Below are 19,899 nucleotides of genomic sequence, written 5' to 3'. Positions count from 1 at the left end.
GTGCCGCCGCGAGGGCGCCGAGGGGCGCGATCAGCGTCGGGTGCCCCCGTACGCGACCGGCACCAGGTCCGCGCGGGCCGCTCCGGTGCGGATGACGTCCAGGATCATCGCGGCGACCCGTTCGGGCGGGTCGAAGTCCACCCCGGCCATCTCGCTCGCGGCCGCCTCGGCGCCGCCGCGCAGAGCGGTGATGAACTCCGTGCGGGTGGCGAACGGGACGACGGTCGAGACCGTGACGCCGCTCCCCTCGAGCTCGGCGCGCGCGATCGCCGAGAGCCGTTCGAGGGCGATCTTCGACGCGACGTAGGCACCGGTGGCCGGTGCGTCGGCCAGGGTCGTCCCCGAGCTGACGTTGACGATCCGGCCCGAGCCCTGGGCCCGCATCACGGGGAGCACCGACTGCATCAGGACCATCGGGGCGACGAGGTTGAGCTCGAGGAGGGCACGGAGATCGTCGGGCGCCGTGTCCTCCACGCGCGCGTGCAGCCCCTGACCGGCGTTGTTGACGAGGGCGTCCACCCGGCCGAAGCGCTCGACCGCGCGGGCGACCAGGGCCGCCACCTGATCCGCGTCGGTGACGTCGCACGCCACGGCCACGGCGTCCCCCAGGTCGCGGGCCAGACGCTCCACCCTCTCGGCCCGACGGGCGGCCAGCACCACCCGGGCTCCGTGGGCCGAGGCGGCCCGCGCCGTCGCCTCCCCGATGCCCGCCGACGCCCCGGTCACCAGGATCACCGAGTTCTTGATCTCCACCGTTCGCTCTCCCTCGCCGCGCAGCCATACTGACTAAACGATACTCATTGGTAGCGTAACCCGGACGAGGTCGTTAGGCTGACCGGGTGGACGCAGCTTCTGAGAGCAGCGAGGCGGCGCACGGGGCGCGTCGACCAGGGCGCCCGTACGACCACTCGGGCGACCCGGCGATCCTGGCGGTCACGCTGGACCTGCTCGCCGAGCGGGGCTACGACCAGGTGACGCTCGACCTGGTCGCACTGCGGACGGGTCGGGCCAAGACGACCCTCTACCGGCGGTGGCCGACGAAGGCCGACCTCGTCGTGGCGGCCGTAGAGGCGGTGGGGACGCCGCCCGAGGCGCGCGAGCTCCCGGACACGGGCACCGTCCGGTCGGACCTGCTGGCGGTCGTCGACTCCCCTTGGCTGGGCGGACCCGACCGCCGGATGGTCCTCTTCGACGGCCTGGTGACCGCCGCTCAGGTCTCGCCCCGGGTGGCTGACGCCGTCAGGACCACCGTGACCACGCCGTATGTCGGGGTGTACGAGGCGCTGCTTGACCGCGCGCTCGCGCGGGGACAGGTCAGCCCGGGCCGCGCGGAAGCCGTGCCCCTGGTCGCCCAGGTGATCCCGGCGATGGCGAGCCGGGGGCTCGCCGAGGGGCCCGTCGGACGCTCCTACTTCGTCGACGTCGTCGACCTCGTCGTGCTGCCGGCCCTCGGGATCGTGGGCTGATCCGGCGGTCGTGCTCCTCGGAAGTGATCGGCGTGTGGTTCTCGTCTCGTGCGCTGCGTGGGTCCACATCCCGGGCTCCCCGGCCCCGTAGCGTGGCCCGGTCGAAGGAGGCCGATGAGCATCGGAGCAGGACCGGAACGGCCTGTCGAGGTCGCCCCTGGGTTGGGCTGGCCGCGGAGGGACCACGCGCACCCTGGCGTCGGGTGGCCCCATGTTCCACGTGAAACAGTCGACTGGCCGTCCGACCCGGCAGTGGTCGGCTCCTCCCCCGCTCTCCCGGCGGACGAGAGTGGGAGCAGCCCGGAGGTACCGACACGGGAGCCGGACGAGGACGCGGCATCGGAGGGCGACGCCGAACCTGACCCGGGTCTAGTCAGCGCCAGCCCCCCGTCGGTCGACAACGTCGTCGACCACGCTGCTGAGCCACCCGAGGCGCCTGAATCCGTGATCCCGAAGGCTGCCGGACCGCGACGTGCCCGGTTCGACCAGGACGAGCTGGCGGCCAAGCCGCCGGTGCCGGACGACCTCCCCGTTCCACGTGAAACACGGACGCGGGTGCTGCCGACGCCCACGCAGCGCCGGACGTTCGTCATCGCGAACCAGAAGGGTGGTGTCGGCAAGACGACGACCGCGGTCAACCTGGCCACCGCGCTCGCACTCGGCGGACTCCGGGTCCTCGTCGTCGACCTCGACCCCCAGGGGAACGCGTCGACGGCTCTCGGCATCGACCACGGACCCGGTACCGCCGGCACCTACGAGGTGCTGATCGGCGGCGCCAGCGTCGCCGACCACGTCGTCGAGTCCCCGGAGGCGCCCGGGCTGCAGGTCCTGCCGGCGACGATCGACCTGGCCGGTGCCGAGATCGAGCTCGTGAGCGTCGTCGCCCGGGAGCGGCGCCTGATCCGAGCGCTCGACCGCTACGTCGCCGACCACCCGGTCGACTACGTCCTGCTCGACTGTCCCCCGTCGCTCGGTCTCCTCACGCTCAACGCCCTCGTGGCTGCGACGGAGATCCTCATCCCCATCCAGTGCGAGTACTACGCGCTCGAAGGTGTCTCGCAACTGGTGCGCACCATCGATCTCGTCAAGGGCGAGCTGAACGACCAGCTCAAGCTGTCGACGGTCCTGCTCACGATGTTCGACGGCCGGACGCGGCTGTCCGCACAGGTCGCTGACGAGGTCCGGTCCCACTTCCGCGACGAGACGCTCTCGGTCGCGATCCCCCGCTCGGTCCGGATCTCCGAGGCCCCGAGCTACGGCCAGTCCGTCCTGACCTACCACCCGGACTCCGTCGGAGCCGTGTCCTACCTGAAGGCGGCCGAGGAGATCGCCCGCCGCGGAGCCGAGGAGGCAGCATGACCGTCACCAACGAGCGCAGCACCGAGCGCCGCGGCCTCGGGCGCGGGCTGGGGGAGCTGTTCCAGCGGACCGACCTCCCGAGCGAGCCCAAGGCGGAGGCGCAGCCCGTTGCGGCGGCAGAGCCCCTCGTGCCGGTGCCGGAGGGTTCGTCGTACGCCGAGCTCCCGCTCGAGCAGATCGTGCCGAACCCCCGGCAGCCGCGCAGCGTCTTCGACGGCGACGCGCTGGAGGAGCTGGTCGACTCGATCCGCGAGGTCGGGCTGCTGCAGCCTGTGGTCGTCCGTCCGCTCGGCGACGACCGCTACGAGCTGGTCATGGGGGAGCGACGCTGGCGCGCGTCGCAGGCTGCCGGCACCGCGACCATCCCGGCCATCATCCGGCCCACCGAGGACCACGACCTGCTGCGCGACGCGCTGCTGGAAAACCTGCACCGCGCGCAGCTCAACCCGCTCGAGGAGGCGGCCGCCTACCAGCAGCTGCTCGAGGACTTCGGGTGCACGCAGGACGAGCTCGCCACCCGGATCAAGCGGTCCCGGCCGCAGATCTCCAACACGATCCGCCTGCTGCGCCTTCCGCCGACGGTGCAGCGTCGCGTGGCCGCCGGCGTGCTCAGCGCCGGGCACGCCCGTGCGCTCCTCGCCCTGCCCGACCCGCTCGGCCAGGAGCGCCTCGCCCAGCGAGTCGTCGCCGAGGGCCTGTCGGTCCGGGCGACGGAGGAACTCGTGACGCTGGGGGAGCGGGAGCAGCCGACCGCCCCACCCAGCCGGCGGGGTTCGCGGGAACCGTCAGAACGGGCGCGGGTGCTCGTCGAGACGCTCACCGACCGCCTCGACACCCGCGTCCGCGTCGACGCGGGCCGCAAGCGCGGACGCATCACCATCGAGTTCGCCTCCGAGGAGGACCTGGAGCGCATCGCCGCCATCCTCGCGGGCTGACCTTGCTCTCGGCGCTGAGCCGGTCACATAGTCAGGCTATGTGATCCAGCCTCAGTGCTGAGGGTCGACGGAGACGATCTCGGGCTCGGCCGGGTGCGCCGCGTCCTCGGCGAGCTTGGCCTTCACGTCCTTGGTGGCGTAGTGCTCGGCCACGAAGGTGACGAACGGGACGGTGCCGGCGAGCGCGATGAGCAGCAGGCGGAGCCAGCTCCAGCGGGCCCGGCGTCCCAGGTCGATCGCGGTGATGATGAGCAGCATGTAGAGCCAGCCGTGCGCGATGCCGGTCGCGGTCACGACGCTGTCGTTGCCCCAGACGTACTTGAGCGGCATCCCGACGCAGGTGAGGACGATCAGCAGGACCCCCACCACGTAGGCCATCACGCGGTAGCGGATCAGGGCGTTGCGCATGCTCGGAGCCTACGTCGCCGGTGGCGTGGACCGGACGCCTGGCGTGGGGTCCGTCGAGGGAGCCGCGTCACGCGACGCGAACGCCGACGAGGGTCACGCGAACGGGTCGAGCTCGCGCTCCTCGAGGCGACCGACGTCCCGCGCGACCCGGATGCTCATCCCCAGCGCGAAGGCCGCGAACACCCACCACTGGAGGGCGTACGCACCGTTGCGCAGCCGGCCCTGGCCCTCGGGCAGGTCGACCGCGACGGGCGTCAGCCCCTCCTGCGTCGCGTCGGCCGCGTCGAGGGTGACGAAGCCGCCGACGAGCGGCCCGGGCCACGTCTGGGCGAGCACGGGGAGCCGTACGGTCGCGACCTGGCCCTGGGGGAGCGCGGCGGTCGACGTCGGGGCCTCCTCCGACGGCAGCAGGACGCCGGTCCGGGTGACCTCGCCGGTCGGTGGCACCGGCTGCTCGGCGTCGGGCTCGAGCCCGCGGACCACGGCCACGATGCTCCCGTCGGCCTGCTTGAGCCCGGTCAGCACCCGGAAGCCGCCGTCGCCGGGCACGAGCACCTGCAGCGAGGGGTCGTAGGTGCCGGTGAAGGTGACCCGGCGACCGAAGCCGTCCTGCACGGTGCCGCCCGGCGGCGCGACGGCCGGTAGGGACACCGGCGCCTCGGCGGCGCGGCGGTCGGCCGCCTGCGAGCCCTGCCGCTCGTACACGTCGAGCTGCCAGATGCCGAGCACGACCATGGCCGCCGCGACGACGACCCCCAGCGCCACGACCCCGGTCTGCTTGAGCCAGGTGTGCGGCTGCGCGGTCGACGGCCCGCCGATCTGCGTGCTCACGGGTGCCACCTCATGCGGGCACGGGTGCGGTTCGCCCGCCACGCGCGGCGGCCACCGCGACGAGGTCGGCGCACATCTTGCCGAGGCTCCACCCGGCGGCCTCGCTGGCCAGCGGGACGGCGGAGGTCTCGGTCATGCCGGGGGCGACGTTCACCTCGAGGAAGACGGGCTCGCCGTCGCGGACGACGAGGTCGGTGCGCGAGAGGTCTCGCAGCCCCAGCTCGTCGTGGACCCGCAGGGCGACCTCCGCGCAGCGCGCGGCGACGTCGGCAGGGATCTCGGCCGGGCACAGGAAGCGCGTCGTGCCCGCCGTGTACCTGGCGGTGTAGTCGTACACCCCTGAGTCGGGCCGGATCTCGACGGCGGGCAGGGCAGCGGGACCGTGGCCGCGGTCGACCACCGCGACGGTCACCTCGGTGCCCTCCACGAAGGACTCGACGACGGCGACCGGGCCGTACGCGTACGCCCCGACCATCGCTGCGGGCAGCTCCTCGGGCGTGGAGACCTTGGAGCAGCCGAGGGCCGAGCCGCCGCGCGACGGCTTGACCATCATGGGGAAGCCGATCTGGTCGCCGAGGGCGGCCACGAGCGCCTGCGCCCCGAGCTCGCGAAAGATCTCGTGGGGCAGGGCGACCTGGGTCGGGACCGTCACCCCGGCGTCCGCGACGACCGTCGTGGCGATGGACTTGTCGAAGGCCACGCGGCAGGCCGAGCCCACGCTGCCGACGAACGGCACGCCGAGCAGCGCCAGCACCTCGCGCAGCGCGCCGTCCTCGCCGGCCTCCCCGTGGAGCACCGGGAAGACGACGGCCCCGGGCACCTCGGCGAGGCGGGGGACCAGTGAGGAGTCGACGTCGCTCTCCAGCACGTCGAGCCCACGCGAGCGGAGGGCCTGCGCCACGCGGCGTCCCGAGCGCAGCGACACGTCGCGCTCGTGCGACAGGCCGCCGGCCAGCACGACGACCAGCTCGGGCAGGGGCAGGTCGACGGGTTCGACGGGCACGCTGACGTCGGGGCCCTGCTGCACTGCGCTCATGGTCGTGGCCGTCCTCACGCCTGGTTGGTGCCGGGGGCGAGCCCCGTCGACAGCTCGCCGGGCCGCGCACCGGCGACCGCCGTCCCGAAGGTGGACATGAGCTCGGTCTCGTGGGCCAGCACGTCGCCGAGGCGCCGGGTGCCCTCGAGGATGCGGGCCGGCGTGGGGAAGCAGTAGGACAGCCGCAGGTGGCGACTGCCGAACCCGTCGGCGTAGAAGGCGGTGCCCGGGACGTACGCGACGCGCGCGGTGACGGCGCGGGGGAGCATGGCCTGGGAGTCCAGGCCCGGTGGGAGGGTGAGCCAGACGTAGAACCCGCCGGCGGGCACGGTCCAGGTGACGCCCTCGGGCATGTCGTTCCTGAGCCCGGTCAGCATCGCGTCGCGGCGCTCGCGGTACATCTCCGCGAACACCTTGATCTGGCCCTGCCAGTCGTGCTGCGCCAGGTAGGCCGTGATGGCGAACTGGCTGAAGGTGGGCGGGCAGAGCGTCGCCGACTCCTGCGCCAGCACGAGCTTCTCGCGCACGGCGTGCGGGGCGAGCACCCAGCCGATCCGGAACCCCGGGGCGAAGGTCTTGGAGAAGGTGCCGAGGTAGACGACGCGGTCGTCGCTGAGGGAACGGATCGCGGGGATCGGCTCGGCGTCGAAGCCCAGCAGCCCGTACGGGTTGTCCTCGATGACCAGCAGGTCGGTCTCCTCGGCCACGGCGAGGATGGCCTCGCGCCGCTCGAGGGACTGGGTGACGCCGGCCGGGTTGTGGAAGCTCGGGATCGTGTAGACGAACTTGACCTTGCGGCCGGCGGCCCGCAGCGCGAGGACGGCCTCGCGCAGCGCCTCGGGCACGAGCCCCTCGGAGTCCATGGCGACGTGGGCGACCTCGCACTGGTAGCTGCGGAAGACGCCCAGCGCCCCCACGTAGCTCGGCGCCTCGCACAGCACCACGTCACCCGGGTCGCAGAAGATGCGGCTGACCAGGTCGAGCGCCTGCTGGGAGCCGACGGTGACGGTCACGTCGTCGGGGTGCGCGGAGATGCCCTCGAGCCGCATCACCTCGCAGATCGCCTCGCGGATCTCCGGCTCGCCCTGCCCGGAGCCGTACTGCATCGCCTGCAGGCCGCGCCCGAGCACGAGCTGCTGCAGGCTGGAGCCGACGACGTCGAGGGGCAGGTCGGCGATGTTCGGCATGCCGCCGGCGAGCGAGACGACCTCCGGGCGGTTGGCGACGGCGAAGAGGGCGCGGATGGCGGAGGCGGTCATCCCGTGCGTCCGTGCGGCGTACCGGTCGACGTAGCTGTCCAGCCGGGTGTCCTGGCGTCGCAGGACCGCCGGCGTCGACGGCTGCGACGTGCCGGGCGCCGCCTCCCGCTCCGACGTGCTCTCCACCCCCAAGGGTGCCTCATCGCTCCCACCGCCCGCACGTCGCGTCGAGGCGCTGAGAAGCCCCGGCGCCGGGGTGCCGCGATCGCGGTGCTGGCTACGATGAGGGCGTGGCGTCCAGCGAGCGTTCGGGGTCCCCGGCGCTGCGGTGGGCGGCCTGCCTGCTGGCCGGTGTGGCCGGCGGTCTGGCCCTGGGCTTCCTGGTCGGCCTGGCCCGGCCGCGGTCCTGGCCGGACCCCGCCGCGAACGGCTGAGCGGGCCGGCAGCGGGCACGTACGCAGGGTGAGGAGCACGCCGTGGCGAACCGACGACTGCGACCGATGACGGCCGCCGACCTGGACCTGCTGCCCGAGCCGTGCGGCGGCTGCGCCTTCTGGGAGAGCGGCCTCACCGACCTGGCCGCCCCCGCCGAGCACCGCGACGGCGCGGCGCGCAAGGCGGAGTGGGCGCAGCAGGTGACCGACCACTGGGGCCACTGCGGGGTGCTGGCGGTCCATGACGACGAGGTCGTCGGGTTCCTGACGATGGCACCGGCCCGGCTGGTGCAGCGGCTGCCCACGCTGGCCACCGCGCCGGTGGCACCCGACGTCGCCGTGCTGCTGTCGGCGCAGGTCGTCGACGCCTGGCGCGGCAAGGGTCTCGGCCGCCAGCTCGTGACGACGGCGGCGGGGCTGGTCGCGCGGCGCGACCTGCGTGCGCTGGAGGCCGTCGGCACCCGCCGCGAGGGGCCGTCCTGCATGATGCCGGTCGGCTGGCTGGAGCGCGTGGGCTTCGAGGTCGTCCGCGACCACCCGGTCACCCCGCGCCTGCGGATGGACCTCCAGACGACCCAGCGCTGGCCCGGTCTCGGCGCCGCGTGGAGCCGGCTGGCCGGCCTGGTGGGCCCGGTCGGTGCCCCGCAGCCCGCGGCGTACGCGCGTCGGGAGGCGATCCCGGCTCCGTCAGACTCCACGGCGGGCTGAGCCGGCGATGCTCCCCGAGGGCTCCGGCTGCGGCCCTGGCTCGACGACCGGGTCGGGCAGCGCGCGCGAGCGTCCCAGCGGGCTGACCAGGACGCCGAGCGTCGCGAGCAGGTGGACGGAGGCCATGACCGCCACCGTGGTGCGGGTGCCGGCCACGGCGGCCAGGCCCCCGGCGAGCAGCGCCCCGAGCGGCATCGTCCCGTAGTTGACGACCGCCATCGTGACGAGGACCCGGCCCATCACGGCGGGCGGCACGTAGCGCTGGCGCCAGGCGGCGCGGACGACGTTGCCGGCGACCACACCCGTCCCGACGAGGAAGAGCCCGGCGACGACGAGGGCGGTGCCCGCCCCGGGCGCGGCCAGCGGGAGGAGCAGGGCCGGCGGCCCGCTGAGCACCATGAACCCGGTGGAGGCGCGCCCCGACCCCCAGCGGCGCGAGGCCGGGGCCCCCAGCACCGCGCCGAGGACGCCGCCGGCGGCCCCGAGCGCGAGGAGCAGGCCGACCTGCGGCGGCGGCACGCGCAGGTCCCGCACCAGGTACAGCACCAGCAGCGCCTGGTAGCCGGTGAGGCCGAGGTTCGACACCCCGCCGAGCCCGCTCAGCCAGCGCAGGTACGGGTCGCGCAGCACGAGGCGGAGCCCCACGCCGATCTGGGTGCGGAGCGGTTCCGCCGGCGGCAGCGCAGGCCGGGGGCGCGGTCGTACCCGCCACAGGCAGACGGCGGACACCAGGTAGCTGACGGCGTCGACGAGGAGCCCGGCCGCTGGGGCGACCACCCGCGCGAGCAGACCGGCCAGCCCGGGCCCGGCCACCTGGGCGGCCGACTCGGTGCCGAAGAGCCGGGCGTTGGCGGTCTCGAGCGCGGCGCCCGGCACCACCTGCGGGAGGATCGCCATGTACGCGGTGCGGAAGAACACCGCGCACGTCCCGCTGAGCAGCGCGACGGCCAGGAGGTGGGGGAGCGTCAGGACGCCCGCCCACCAGGCCAGCGGGACGCTCACGACGAGCAGCGCAGCCGCGAGGTCGGCCGCGATCATGACGGACCGGGCCGGCAGCCGGTCGACCCACGCCCCGGCCGGCAGCCCGACGGCGAGCCACGGGATCCAGGCCGCGGCCGACAGCAGCCCCATCCAGACGGGCCCCGCGCCGAAGGAGACGACGGCCACCAGGGGGAGCAGGACGCCGGCGGTCGCGCTGCCGAGCACGCTGACCCCCTCGCCGAGCCAGAGCAGACCGAAGCCCCGCCCTTCGGGCTGCGCGGCGGTGACGCCCGGAACCGTGCTCACGGACGGCTCGGGAAGCCCCGGGCGAACACCAGGACCGGCTCGCGGTCCCCACCCGGGTCGTCGCCGTCCTGGGCTGCGACCGGCTCGGCCGACCGCGCCGCCCAGCGGTCGAGCAGGGCGAGGAGCTCGTCGCCGAGCTCGCGCAGCTCGTCGGGGGAGAGCCGGAGCCAGCGCTGCATCGCGAAGGCGGTCTCGTCCCACGCGCCGCCGGGCTCCCGCGCGTCGAGCCAGGCCCGGGTGCGCTCGAGCTGCCGGGTGAGCTGGAGCCGTTCGGCCGCGATGGCCGCGTCCACGGCCGCCGGGTCCGTCATCTCCGCCGTCGACCACCGGGTGGACGGGGAGCTGAGCCGCCACCAGCGCTCGCGGCGGTCGCGCGCGAGCTCCGGGGCCTCGTCGATCAGGTGGGCCTGCGCCAGCACCTTCAGGTGGTGGCTGACGTTGCCGACCGCCTCGTCCAGCCGTGCGGCCAGGGCCGAGGCGGTCGACGGGCCGTGCACCGCCAGCGCGTCGAGCAGCCGGGAGCGGAGCGGGTGGGCCACCGCGCTCAGCGCCTTGGCCTCGGTCAGCGTCTGCACGTCGCGGGGGGTCATGGTGCCTACCCTAGAACCCGCAACATCTCTTGCACAAGAACTGTTGTGCAATTGTCGAAGGAGGCGTGCGGGACGTCGGCGCGGGTCGCCCACCGAACCCGCCCCGGGACGAGCGGCGATCACGGACGTCCCCGGGCGCACGAGCGCCCGCAGGCGGTGGAGGTGTCCACCGTCTGCGGGCGCAGGGTGCTCTACGCGGTCGCGGCGACGCCGCGACCGCGGTGCGTCAGAGGTACTCCTCCAGCGCGTTCAGCAGCGTGGACTTGGACTTGGCGCCCTTGAAGGCCTTGACGACCTCGCCGCCCACGTAGACCTGGATCGTCGGCAGGCCCAGGACGTGGTTGTTGGCCGGGGTCACCGGGTTGGTGTTGGTGTCCATCTTGACGAAGGTCACCTTGTCGCCGTGCTGCGCGGCGAGCTCCTCGATGATCGGGGCCACCTGCTTGCACGGGCCGCACCAGTCGGCCCAGTAGTCGACGACGACGGGCTTGTCGGACTTGAGGACGACCGAGTCGAAGGTCTCGTCGGTGACGTCGGCGACGTTTGCCATGTTGCTGCTCCTACTTCTGAGGTCCTGCACCGGCCGTCAGTCTGACGGCCGGGTCTGACAGCGCGGGGACGCCGGCCCCCGCACGACGGACTAGCTGCCGGCGCCGGCCATGAGGGCGGCCTCGGCCTGCGCGATCACCGGGTCACCGACGTCGTCGAGGTCGGCGAGGTAGCGCTCGGCGTCGAGGGCGGCGGCGCACCCGCTGCCTGCTGCGGTGATCGCCTGGCGGTAGGTGTGGTCGACCAGGTCGCCCGCGGCGAAGACGCCCGGCAGGTTGGTCCGGGTCGAGCCGGACTCGGTGAGCACGTAGCCCTCCTCGTCCAGGCGCACCTGGCCGTGCAGGAGCTCCGAGCGCGGGTCGTGGCCGATCGCGATGAACAGGCCGCTGATCGCCAGCTCCCGGCTGTCCCCGCTGAGCGTGTCGGTCAGCGTGACGCCCTCGACGTGGTCGGTGCCCTTGATGTCGGTGACGGCGGAGTTCCACGCGAAGCGGATCTTCGGGTCCTTCTCGGCGCGGCGGGCCATGATCTTGCTGGCGCGCAGCTCGCCGCGACGGTGCACGAGCGTGACCGAGCGGGCGAAGCGGGTGAGGAAGGTCGCCTCCTCGATCGCGGAGTCGCCACCGCCCACCACGGCGATGTCCTTGTCGCGGAAGAAGAAGCCGTCGCAGGTCGCGCACCACGAGACGCCGTGGCCGGACAGCCGGTCCTCGTCGGGCAGGCCGAGCTTGCGGTAGCCGGAGCCGGTGGCCAGGATCACCGCGCGGGCGGAGAAGGTGTTGCCGTAGCCGTCGGTGACGGTCTTGACCGCGCCGGTCAGGTCCATCGAGACGATGTCCTCGCTGACCAGCTCGGCGCCGAAGCGCTCGGCCTGGTTGCGCAGCCCGTCCATGAGGTCCGGGCCCTGGATGCCCTCGGGGAAGCCGGGGTAGTTCTCGACCTCGGTGGTGTTCATCAGCGCGCCGCCGGCCGTGATGGAGCCCTCGAAGACCAGCGGGTGCAGGTCGGCGCGGGCGGCGTAGATCGCGGCGGTGTAGCCCGACGGGCCGCTCCCGACGATGATGACGTCTCGGATCTGCTCGCTCATCCCTGCCTGTCCCTCGCTGTCTGCCCTGTGGGTCACGGACCGGGCCCACCCTAGGCCGGGTCGTTCCCCGTGGACCACCGGAACGCCCCCGGGCGGGCCCGCTATTCCCCGGGTGCTCGCACCCGGACGGGTCAGGAGCCGATGCGGACCCAGGGGGTGGCGACGGGGTCGCCCGCGTCGCAGCCCGTCACCACGCGGACGCCCAGCCCGTCGGAGGTGCGCACGTAGACCAGCACCGCGGGCCGGTCGCCGGAGCTGGTGGTGGCGAGGCCGACGATGTGGCCGGCGCCGTCGGTGGCGCGCCGGGCGCACCACCACGCCTGGGAGAAGCGGTGCGGGTCGATGTCGGTGCGGGCGCGCAGCTGCTCGGCCTGGCCCGCGAGCTCTCCGGGGGCGGTGGAGATCGAGACGGCGGGCGGTTCGTTGAGCCCGAGCGTCGCGCTGGCCACGTACGCGACGAAGCCGAGCACGAGCGCGGCGGCCGCGGCGGCGAGCACCGGCAGCCCCCAGCGGCGACCCGGCGAGACCGTGCGCAGGCCCTCGCCGAAGGAGTGGTGCAGGCTCGGGTGCAGCCGGCGGCGCGTCCCGTACGGGTGGCGCGGCACGGGAGGGGCGTCCGGGCCCGAGCCCGGCACCGCGTGCAGCACCGGCGAGACCTCACGGGCGGCCTGCTCCCGCGCGACGACGCCGGCGAGGCGTGCGGCGACCTCGGCCGGCATCACCGGGACCGGCGCCGAGGCCAGGACGGTGCCGACCTCGGAGAACGCCGCGAGCTCCGCCCGGCAGTCGGCGCAGCCCGCCACGTGGGCGTCGACCACCGTCGCCTCGGCGGGCTCGAGGAGCCCCTCCGCGGCGTCCGCGAGCGTGTCGCGGGTCGGGTGGTCGGTCACGGGAGGGTCCTTGTCGACGAGGTCGGGTCGGGGGGTGTGCGGGGTGCCGGGCGGGAGTGTGCGGCAGCCGGCGCGCGGTGGGGGAGGTGCCGCTGTCCGGCCAGTATGGCCAGCGCCGGGGTCGCGGAGCGCCGGTGCGAACGCCGGGTGGCGGCGTCGAGGTCGGTCACGGGGGTGCGCGCAGGTGGTCGAGCAGGGGGACCAAACGGGCCCGCCCCCGGGCGCAGCGGCTCTTGACCGTCCCCGGGGCGCAGCCGAGCACGGCCGCGGCCTCCTCGACCGAGAAGCCCTGCACGTCGACGAGCACGAGGGCCGCCCGCTGGTCCGGGTTGAGGGTGGCCAGCGCCTCTGCCACGGCGTCGTGGCGCTCCCGCTCCTCGACGGGGTCGCGCTCGGGCTCGCGGCCCAGCACCTCGACGCGGTCCAGGTCCTCGGGCAGCGGGTCGACGGCGCGGACCTTGGCGCGACGGAGCCGGTCCAGGCAGGCGTTCACGACCACGCGGTGCAGCCACGTGGTCACCTGCGCCTCGCCCCGGAACGTCCCCGCGCGCCGGAAGGCCGCGACGTACGCGTCCTGCAGCGCGTCCGCGGCGTCGTCCGGCGTCCCCATCACCCGCAGGGCGACCGCCCAGAGGCGGTCCTGGTGCCGGGCGACCAGCGTGCTGAACGCCGAGTGGTCGCCCTCGACGTGGGCGTGCAGCAGCTCGGCGTCGGTCGGGCCGGGGTCGCCCTCCGGCTCGGGGGCGCCCGGTGCGACGGTCGCGAGGGACCCGCCTGCGGGCTCCGGACCGACGTCGCCCGCGGCCGCGTCGGACGGTGGGTGCGGGGTGGCCCCCTGCGTCACCCCACCGCTCAAGAACGCACCTCGGCCTCGTAGATGCCGCCCTTGTAGCCGCTGCCCTCGCGGGGCAGCGAGGTCAGGTAGACGAGCACGTAGCGCGTCGTGACGGGCTGGTCGAGCGTGAGGGTGGCGGAGGAGCCGACGTCCGAGCGCGTCGCCACGCTGCTCCAGGACCGGTCGGAGGTCATGGGCGGCGTGGTCGTCCCCGCGGGGTCCGTGGCCGGCACGCGGAGGTCGACGTCCGTGCCGTCGCCGCTCAGCAGCAGCCGCACCGAGCCCACCTGCTGGGCCTCGCCCAGGTCGAGGACGAGCCCGACGCCGCGCTTGATCCCGCCCAGCTTCGGGTTGCCCTTGTAGGTGACCGTCGTCCAGCGCGTGTCGTCCTTGCCGTCGATCGCGAGCGGGACCTGTTCGCGGTTCTCCTCGCGGGTGTCGCCCTGCGGGTCGAAGTCACGGGCCGAGACGACGCGGACGGGCTGGTCGGCCGGGAGCGTGGTCGGGGCGTCCGAGGTCGTGGGCGCCGCGGCCGAGGTGCTCGGGGCGGGCGAGGAGCCGAGCCGGCGGCTCAGGACCTGGGCGGAGACCGTCCCGGCCACGACCAGCACCAGGCAGAGGGCCAGCAGCACGGCGATCCAGCGACGTGGGTGCTGCTGCGGCGGCGTCGTCCGCGTCGCGGTGGCCGGGCGGGAACCTGCTCCGCCCGCTCCGCCCGCCCCGGCGACCTGCTGGGTCACGCCGGCCGGTCCCGCTACGGCCAGGGGCGTGGCCCGCGGGCGGCTCACGGGGGCGTCGGCGGCCGGTCGGCGGCCCGCCGTCCGGGGTGCGGCCGCACCGGGGACGGCCGGGCGGATGGCGGTCATCTCCTCGGTGGGCTGGTCGAGCAGCGCGCTGACCGGGGGAGCGCCGGTGTCGGGGTCGGAGGCGGGCGCCCGGCCGGAGCCGTGCTGGACGACGGGGATGGGCTGGTGGAGCCGGCGCTCGAGGTCGCCGGTGGCGTCGGCGGAGCCGAGCACCTTGCTCAGCGCCTGCACGAGCTGGTGGGCGGTCGTGATCGAGGGCGCTTGGTGGCGCGGCGGGTCGCCGAGGACCTGGTCGCAGACGTTGTCGAGGGCGGGGGAGACGCCGGCGCGGACCTGGCGCGGCGTCATCCAGCGCCGGCCGAGGCGCGGGGCGGCGGGGAGGCTGTACGCGGGCCCGCCCGGCCAGCGCGAGACGAGGGCCGCGTACAGGAGGCGCCCGAGGTCGGCGACGTCGACCAGCTCGCCGGTGTCGGCCCCGGGGACGCTGGTGCTGCGGTTCGGTCGCAGGACGGCGTCGATGAGCAGGCCGACGATCTTGATGTTGCCCGAGGGGGTGACGATGACGTTCTCGGGGTTGATGCGGCGGTGGTGCAGCCCGAGGCCGTGCACGCCGGACAGCGCGTCGGCGACCTCGCGGACGACCCACGCGGCCTCGAGCCCGGACAGCGGCGCCTGGCTGAGCAGGACCTCGAGCGACTGGCCGGTCGCGTACTCGCAGACGATGTAGGACCCGACGCTCGACTCCTCGCCGCCGACCGCGTCGAGCACGCGCAGGAAGCGGGAGTCGGTGGCGACGGAGGCCCGCCGGGCCGCGGCCATCAGCTCGGGCTCGTCCGGGTCGCCCGGCGCCAGCACGTGCACGAGGACCGAGCGCGAGAGCACCTCGTCGAAGGCCCGCCAGGTCACCGAGGGCCGCGAGGCCGCGATCAGCTCCTCGAGGCGGTAGCGCGAGGCGAGGACCGTCCCCGTCGGGAGCGCGGCCGCGGTGGGCACGTGGAGGAACTCCGCGGACGGTTCCCGGACGGCGTCGGCGTCGCCGTCCTCGTCGGTGGCGTCCAGCGGGTGGGGGCGGCCGGGGGCGATCGCCGTCTGGGTCATCAGGTCGTCCTCGGTGCTGCCTGGCGCCGCGGGCACGTCGCCCCGATCGAGACCCGCGACGGGTGTGGTGGATGCTGCTCCGATGCTAGGAGCCCCGGGCCCGCCCGGGGGCTCCGAACCGCCGGAGACCACGGAACTCTCCACCGCGCCCACGACCTCCGCGGACCGCGCGCTGCGCACCTCGGTGTCGAGCTCGTCCTCCGCGGGCGCCTCTCCGGAGGTGACGGCGTCGGCCGGCCCCGCGGGCGCCGCCGGCCGGCGTCGGCGCAGCAGGCCCGTGAGCTGGGCGACCTCGCCGACGCGCAGCAGCCGGGCGAGGACCACGAACACCCCGACGGCGACGACGCCGGCCAGCACCAGCGCCAGCAGCAGCGCGGGACGCGAGCCGAGACGGCTCGTCACGGCCCAGCAGACGAGCCAGCCCAGGGCCGCGGCGGGGAGCGCCGCGGCCAGCAGCCGGACGCAGTGCGCGACGAGCGGGTGGCCGTCGAGGTCGGGCAGGCTGCGCCGCAGCCGCCGGAAGGACACCAGGGCGCCGACCACGTACGCCAGCGAGTACGCCAGGCCCAGGGCGGGCGCGACCCACAGCTCGCCGGGCAGCAGGGTGGTGAGCGCGAGCGCGGCGGCGACGTTCACCGCGGCGATGACGAACTGGAGGAAGAACGTGGTGCGGGTGTCCTCGAGCGCGTAGAAGGCGCGCAGCAGGACGTACTGGACGGTGAACGGGACGAGCCCGAGGGCCAGCGCCATCAGCGTCCACCCCACGAAGGAGGCGTCACGGGCGCCGCGGCCGAAGCCGAAGGCCAGCTGCGCGGCGGGCAGCCCGAGCGCGACCATGCCCACCGCGGCGGGCAGCAGCACGGTCAGGGCGAGCCGCACCGTGCGGGTCGTCTCCGCGGCGACGCCGCGGAGGTCGCCGGCGGCACCGAGGCGCGAGGCCGAGGGCAGCATCGCGGTGGCCAGCGAGACGGTGATCAGCGAGTGCGGCAGGATCCAGACGGCGTACGCGTTGGCGTACGCGGTGAGGCCCGCGCCGCGGCCGTCCACGGTGGCCTCGCTGGCCAGGCGGTTGACCACGACGAGGGCCAGCTGGGTGACGGCGACGAAGCCCAGGGTCCAGCGGGCGAGGCGGAAGGTGTGCCCCAGCCCGGAGCCCCGCAGGTCGAGCCGCGGGCGGAAGCGGTAGCCCGCCGAGCGCAGGAACGGCACGAGCACAGCCGCCTGCACGGCGATGCCGACGGTCGCCCCGAGCCCGAGCACGACCTCCTGGGCGGTGGTGAAGGCCTGCCCGGTGCTCGTCCTCCCGAAGACGAGGGCGAAGAGCCCGAGCACGGCGAGCGACACGACGTTGTTGGCGATCGGGGCCCACATCATCGGCCCGAAGCGGTCGCGGGCGTTGAGCACCTGGCCGGCGAGCACGTGCACGCCGTAGAAGAAGACCTGCGGCATGCACCAGTAGGCGAGGGCCTTCATCGACGCGTACTGAGCGGCGAGGTCGGGGTCCTTCCAGCCGGGTCCGGAGTAGAGGGCGATGACCGCCGGCACCGCGAGCGTGAGCAGCACCGTGACCAGCCCCAGGCCGAGCAGCCCGACGGTCATGACCCGGTTGGTGTAGGCCTCGCCGCCGTCGCTGTCGCGCTTGACGGCCCGGACCAGCTGGGGCACGAGCACCGTGTTGAGCACGCCGCCGGCCAGCAGGATGTACATGCTGTTGGGCACGGTGTTGGCCAGGTTGAACATGTCGCTCTGGCGCGTGGCGTTGCCGAAGAGGGCGACCAGCACGATCAGGCGGACGAAGCCGAGCACCCGCGACAGCGCGGTGCCCGCGGCCATCACCGCGCCCGAGGACACGAGCCGCCGGGTCGCCCGACCCTCGTCGCCCGACCCGCCCTCGTCGACGGCGGCGTCCGTCGTGGGGCGGACGGTGCCCTGGCTCATCAGCTGCCCACCGCGGCGTCGTCGTGCTCGGCGCCCAGCTCGGTGGAGGGGACCGAGCCCAGCGCACCCGCGCCGGGGCCGTCCGCCGGCGTGGCGGCGGCCTCGGCCTGGCGGGCGCGCTCGCGCCCGACCTGGCGGATGCGCCAGGTGGTCGAGCCGATGAGCACGATGCCGGCGACGACCGCGATCGCCCAGCCGGTCGTGCCGTTCTGCGTCACGCGCACCTCGATCGGCACCGGACGCCCGACCTTGCGCCCCGACTCGGTGTAGAGCTGGGCCAGGACCGGGACGGTGCCGTTGGCCCGGGCGGTGACCTCGGCGTTCCCCGTGAAACCGGAGTCGGGCGCGAGGACCCCGACGGTCTGCGAGGTCAGCGGCTTGATGGTGAGGCGCTGGGCGTTGTCGGAGACGAAGTCGAGCCGCACCCGGATCGCGGCGGGGTCGTCGGTGCCGCCGCCGGCCTCGGGCGCGAGGTCGTTGCGGATGGTGATCGGGAACTCGACGCCCTGCTGGGCGACGGTCGAGACCTTGCGGCTGCTGCTGATGCGCACCTGCTCGGTCAGCCGGGTGTCGAGGCTGGCCAGCTGGGGCGCCACGTACGCGCTGCTCGCGCTCTGCTCGCCGCGCCAGCTGCCGCTCGCGGCCCGCGCCACGGCGGCGTCGGCGGCCTCGGCGGCCTCGTCGGGGTGGACGAGCAGGTCGGTCCAGGTCCGCTCGGCCTGCTCCAGCCGGTCCACGGCCGCGAGCTGTCCGGCGCCGAGCTCGTCGTCGGAGGAGGACGAGGCGTAGCGCAGCGTGCCGCCCCAGGGCTGCGGGGTCCGCTCGAGCAGGTCGCTCAGCGGGGTCGCCTCGGTCCAGGGCGGGTCGCTGCGGCCGGTGGAGGTCGCCTGGGCCTTGGTCCGGACGAGGCGCAGGTGGGCGACGCCGTCCTCTGCACCGGACCCCCCGGAGCCGTCCCCGGAGCTCGCCCCGGCGGTCCCGGAACCGTCCGGCGCGGTCTGCGTCTCGACCCAGGAGGCCGCCAGGGAGCGCTGCTGGATGTGCACGGCGTCGTCGCGGGGGTCGGGACCCGGCCCGCCGCCGAGCGAGCCGGCGGTGTAGGCCAGCACCCGGGTGCCGCTGCTCGTCTCCAGCAGCGGGCCGGCGCCACGGGTCGCGAAGTCGGAGATGAGCACGGCCCGGGGCGACAGGGCGGCCGCCGCCCGGAGGGTCGTGGTGTCGGCGGCGCCGCCGGGCGGCAGCACGAGCAGCGGCAGGTCGGCCGTGGCCGCCACCCGCCGGCCCGCCGCTGCGGCGGCGTCGAGGACGCTCGTCTGGCGGTTGTGGGCGAGCGCGGCGACGTCGGGGGAGCCGAACAGCAGCCGGTAGCCGTCGTGCTCGGCCCGCAGGTCGGAGAGCTCGGACAGCCAGCGCGCGGCGTCGGCCTGGCCCGGTCCCGGCGCCGTGCCGCCGTCGGCGGTCCGCACCTGGTAGCCGTCCCGCACCGTCTCCAGCTCGTCGACCAGCGCCGGGTCGACGGCGTAGCTCGCGTCCTCGCGCCCGGCCGCGTCGAGCAGCGCCCGGAGCCGCCCGCCCGGGGCGACCTCCCGGGCGAGGTGGTCGTCGGAGAGCAGCCCGGGGCCGAGCCAGGAGGGCCGGGAGTCCAGGACGACCAGCGTGGCCGTGCGCGTGGTGCGCGCCGGCTCCGCGGACAGCACGGGGACGAAGACGCGGGTGCGCCCGACGGCGATCGGCACGCCGTTCTGCAGGACGTGCACGCCCACGAGGTAGACGCCGTCGGTCGGCGCCAGCGCGAGGTCGGCGACGCTGGCGCTCACGGTGAAGGCCGCGGACGCCCCGGGGGCGAGGTCGGGCCGGTCGGGCTCGTAGAGGTCGTCGTACGTGCCGAGCGCGGTGCAGAGCCGGCTGCCGAGGGGCTGGTTGGAGTCCGAGTCGAGCGCGGACTCGAGCCCGTCGGCCGCCGTGATCGGGGACTGGTCGCGCCAGAAGCACGCCTGCGGGCGGACGATCGGGTCCTTGCTCGTGTTGGTGACGCGGCCCTTGAGGGTGATCGTCCCGTCACGCTCGGGCAGCGACGGCGAGATCGAGGTGAGGGTGATCGAGGCCAGCGCCTCGGGCTCGGCGGCCGCGGCCGACGTGGTCGGCCCGGCCAGGCCGAGCACCCCGGCGACCCCCGCGGCGAGGCCGAGGGCGAGGGCGCACACGCCGACGCGGAGCGGGGCAGCGGCGGGTCGGCCGGGCCGAGGGCGGACGGCGGGAGGAACGGCTGCGGGGTCGTCGCCGGGGCGTGCACCCGCGGGGTGCACGCGGACCCGCGTGCCCCGCCTGCTCATCGCCTCATCCTACGGGCGGCGGGCAGGGGTCCCCCGTCTCCGGCGGGGCGTCCGGCGGGCCGTCGGTGTCCACCGGCCCCCGACGACGGCCGGTCCCCACCGGTCGCCGC

General features: G+C 75.0%; 18 protein-coding genes. 5 read left to right on the top strand and 13 right to left on the bottom strand.

Annotated elements, in window-relative coordinates; translation table 11 throughout:
* Positions 1-30: 30 nt before the first annotated feature.
* Positions 31-753: an SDR family oxidoreductase gene (locus BLU42_RS16955; RefSeq protein ID WP_091077080.1), complete on the bottom strand. Its 723-nt coding sequence runs from the start codon at positions 751-753 to the stop codon at positions 31-33.
* A gap of 86 nt (positions 754-839) precedes the next feature.
* Between BLU42_RS16955 and BLU42_RS16950 the strand changes: the two genes are divergently transcribed.
* The 3 genes from BLU42_RS16950 (at position 840) to BLU42_RS16940 (ending at position 3,760) form a co-directional block, all read left to right on the top strand.
* The gene (locus BLU42_RS16950; protein WP_091077076.1) at positions 840-1,466 is read left to right on the top strand and encodes a TetR/AcrR family transcriptional regulator; all 627 of its coding nucleotides are present in this window, start codon (positions 840-842) and stop codon (positions 1,464-1,466) included.
* A gap of 444 nt (positions 1,467-1,910) precedes the next feature.
* Positions 1,911-2,825, top strand: coding sequence for a ParA family protein (locus tag BLU42_RS21510; RefSeq protein ID WP_407940274.1), 915 nt, complete (start codon positions 1,911-1,913; stop codon positions 2,823-2,825).
* Positions 2,822-3,760, top strand: coding sequence for a ParB/RepB/Spo0J family partition protein (locus BLU42_RS16940; protein WP_091077070.1), 939 nt, complete (start codon positions 2,822-2,824; stop codon positions 3,758-3,760). Before BLU42_RS21510 ends, BLU42_RS16940 begins: the two co-directional genes overlap by 4 nt.
* A 51-nt stretch (positions 3,761-3,811) precedes the next feature.
* Here BLU42_RS16940 and BLU42_RS16935 read toward each other — a convergent pair whose 3' ends face one another.
* From BLU42_RS16935 to BLU42_RS16920, 4 genes are all read right to left on the bottom strand, one after another.
* Positions 3,812-4,168, bottom strand: coding sequence for a DUF3817 domain-containing protein (locus BLU42_RS16935; protein WP_091077067.1), 357 nt, complete (start codon positions 4,166-4,168; stop codon positions 3,812-3,814).
* Positions 4,169-4,261: 93 nt separating this feature from the next.
* Positions 4,262-4,999 carry an SURF1 family protein gene (locus BLU42_RS16930; protein WP_091077064.1) on the bottom strand — a complete coding sequence of 246 codons (738 nt, stop codon included), beginning with the start codon at positions 4,997-4,999 and terminating at the stop codon, positions 4,262-4,264.
* Positions 5,000-5,009: 10 nt separating this feature from the next.
* A complete protein-coding gene (locus tag BLU42_RS16925) occupies positions 5,010-5,975 on the bottom strand; it encodes a D-alanine--D-alanine ligase family protein (protein ID WP_091080805.1) in 966 nt (321 codons plus the stop codon).
* Between the two features lie 74 nt (positions 5,976-6,049).
* Complete coding sequence (locus tag BLU42_RS16920) at positions 6,050-7,420, bottom strand: aminotransferase-like domain-containing protein (RefSeq protein WP_407940216.1); 1,371 nt, start codon at positions 7,418-7,420, stop codon at positions 6,050-6,052.
* 104 nt (positions 7,421-7,524) lie between these two features.
* Between BLU42_RS16920 and BLU42_RS20725 the strand changes: the two genes are divergently transcribed.
* Both BLU42_RS20725 and BLU42_RS16915 read left to right on the top strand, forming a co-directional pair.
* Complete coding sequence (locus tag BLU42_RS20725; RefSeq protein WP_157720059.1) at positions 7,525-7,668, top strand: hypothetical protein; 144 nt, start codon at positions 7,525-7,527, stop codon at positions 7,666-7,668.
* 42 nt (positions 7,669-7,710) lie between these two features.
* Positions 7,711-8,376 carry a GNAT family N-acetyltransferase gene (locus BLU42_RS16915; RefSeq protein ID WP_157720058.1) on the top strand — a complete coding sequence of 222 codons (666 nt, stop codon included), beginning with the start codon at positions 7,711-7,713 and terminating at the stop codon, positions 8,374-8,376.
* Here the strand turns inward: BLU42_RS16915 and BLU42_RS16910 are convergent.
* The 8 genes from BLU42_RS16910 to BLU42_RS16875 all read right to left on the bottom strand — a co-directional run bounded on the left by BLU42_RS16910 (position 8,356) and on the right by BLU42_RS16875 (position 19,789).
* Complete coding sequence (locus BLU42_RS16910; protein ID WP_157720057.1) at positions 8,356-9,663, bottom strand: MFS transporter; 1,308 nt, start codon at positions 9,661-9,663, stop codon at positions 8,356-8,358. The two genes, BLU42_RS16915 and BLU42_RS16910, sit on opposite strands and share 21 nt — an antisense overlap.
* Positions 9,660-10,253: an ArsR/SmtB family transcription factor gene (locus BLU42_RS16905; RefSeq protein WP_091077053.1), complete on the bottom strand. Its 594-nt coding sequence runs from the start codon at positions 10,251-10,253 to the stop codon at positions 9,660-9,662. Before BLU42_RS16905 ends, BLU42_RS16910 begins: the two co-directional genes overlap by 4 nt.
* 226 nt (positions 10,254-10,479) lie before the next feature.
* The gene (trxA, locus tag BLU42_RS16900; RefSeq protein ID WP_091077050.1) at positions 10,480-10,803 is read right to left on the bottom strand and encodes a thioredoxin; all 324 of its coding nucleotides are present in this window, start codon (positions 10,801-10,803) and stop codon (positions 10,480-10,482) included.
* A gap of 90 nt (positions 10,804-10,893) precedes the next feature.
* The gene (gene trxB / locus BLU42_RS16895) at positions 10,894-11,889 is read right to left on the bottom strand and encodes a thioredoxin-disulfide reductase (RefSeq protein WP_091077047.1); all 996 of its coding nucleotides are present in this window, start codon (positions 11,887-11,889) and stop codon (positions 10,894-10,896) included.
* Between the two features lie 131 nt (positions 11,890-12,020).
* On the bottom strand, positions 12,021-12,779 hold the full coding sequence (locus BLU42_RS16890; RefSeq protein WP_091077044.1) for a zf-HC2 domain-containing protein: 759 nt from the start codon (positions 12,777-12,779) through the stop codon (positions 12,021-12,023).
* Between the two features lie 166 nt (positions 12,780-12,945).
* Positions 12,946-13,635, bottom strand: coding sequence for an RNA polymerase sigma factor SigM (gene sigM, locus BLU42_RS16885; protein WP_231918224.1), 690 nt, complete (start codon positions 13,633-13,635; stop codon positions 12,946-12,948).
* Positions 13,632-17,456: a murein biosynthesis integral membrane protein MurJ gene (gene murJ / locus BLU42_RS21205; protein ID WP_197680490.1), complete on the bottom strand. Its 3,825-nt coding sequence runs from the start codon at positions 17,454-17,456 to the stop codon at positions 13,632-13,634. Before murJ ends, sigM begins: the two co-directional genes overlap by 4 nt.
* Positions 17,456-19,789: a hypothetical protein gene (locus BLU42_RS16875; protein ID WP_157720056.1), complete on the bottom strand. Its 2,334-nt coding sequence runs from the start codon at positions 19,787-19,789 to the stop codon at positions 17,456-17,458. Before BLU42_RS16875 ends, murJ begins: the two co-directional genes overlap by 1 nt.
* Positions 19,790-19,899: the final 110 nt, after the last annotated feature.

The organism is Microlunatus sagamiharensis (assembly GCF_900105785.1).
Lineage (GTDB): Bacteria > Actinomycetota > Actinomycetes > Propionibacteriales > Propionibacteriaceae > Microlunatus > Microlunatus sagamiharensis.
Note: the sequence above shows the minus strand (reverse complement) of the source record. Positions and strands in the feature narration are given on the sequence as shown.

Excerpts from the sequence above, each read along its gene's own strand:
- trxA (WP_091077050.1), bottom strand. The coding sequence starts at position 10,803 with ATGGCAAACGTCGCCGACGTCACCGACGAGACCTTCGACTCGGTCGTC.
- trxB (WP_091077047.1), bottom strand. The coding sequence starts at position 11,889 with ATGAGCGAGCAGATCCGAGACGTCATCATCGTCGGGAGCGGCCCGTCG.
- BLU42_RS16905 (WP_091077053.1), bottom strand. The coding sequence starts at position 10,253 with ATGACCCCCCGCGACGTGCAGACGCTGACCGAGGCCAAGGCGCTGAGC.
- BLU42_RS16940 (WP_091077070.1), top strand. The coding sequence starts at position 2,822 with ATGACCGTCACCAACGAGCGCAGCACCGAGCGCCGCGGCCTCGGGCGC.
- murJ (WP_197680490.1), bottom strand. The coding sequence starts at position 17,456 with ATGAGCCAGGGCACCGTCCGCCCCACGACGGACGCCGCCGTCGACGAG.
- BLU42_RS16935 (WP_091077067.1), bottom strand. The coding sequence starts at position 4,168 with ATGCGCAACGCCCTGATCCGCTACCGCGTGATGGCCTACGTGGTGGGG.
- BLU42_RS16875 (WP_157720056.1), bottom strand. The coding sequence starts at position 19,789 with ATGAGCAGGCGGGGCACGCGGGTCCGCGTGCACCCCGCGGGTGCACGC.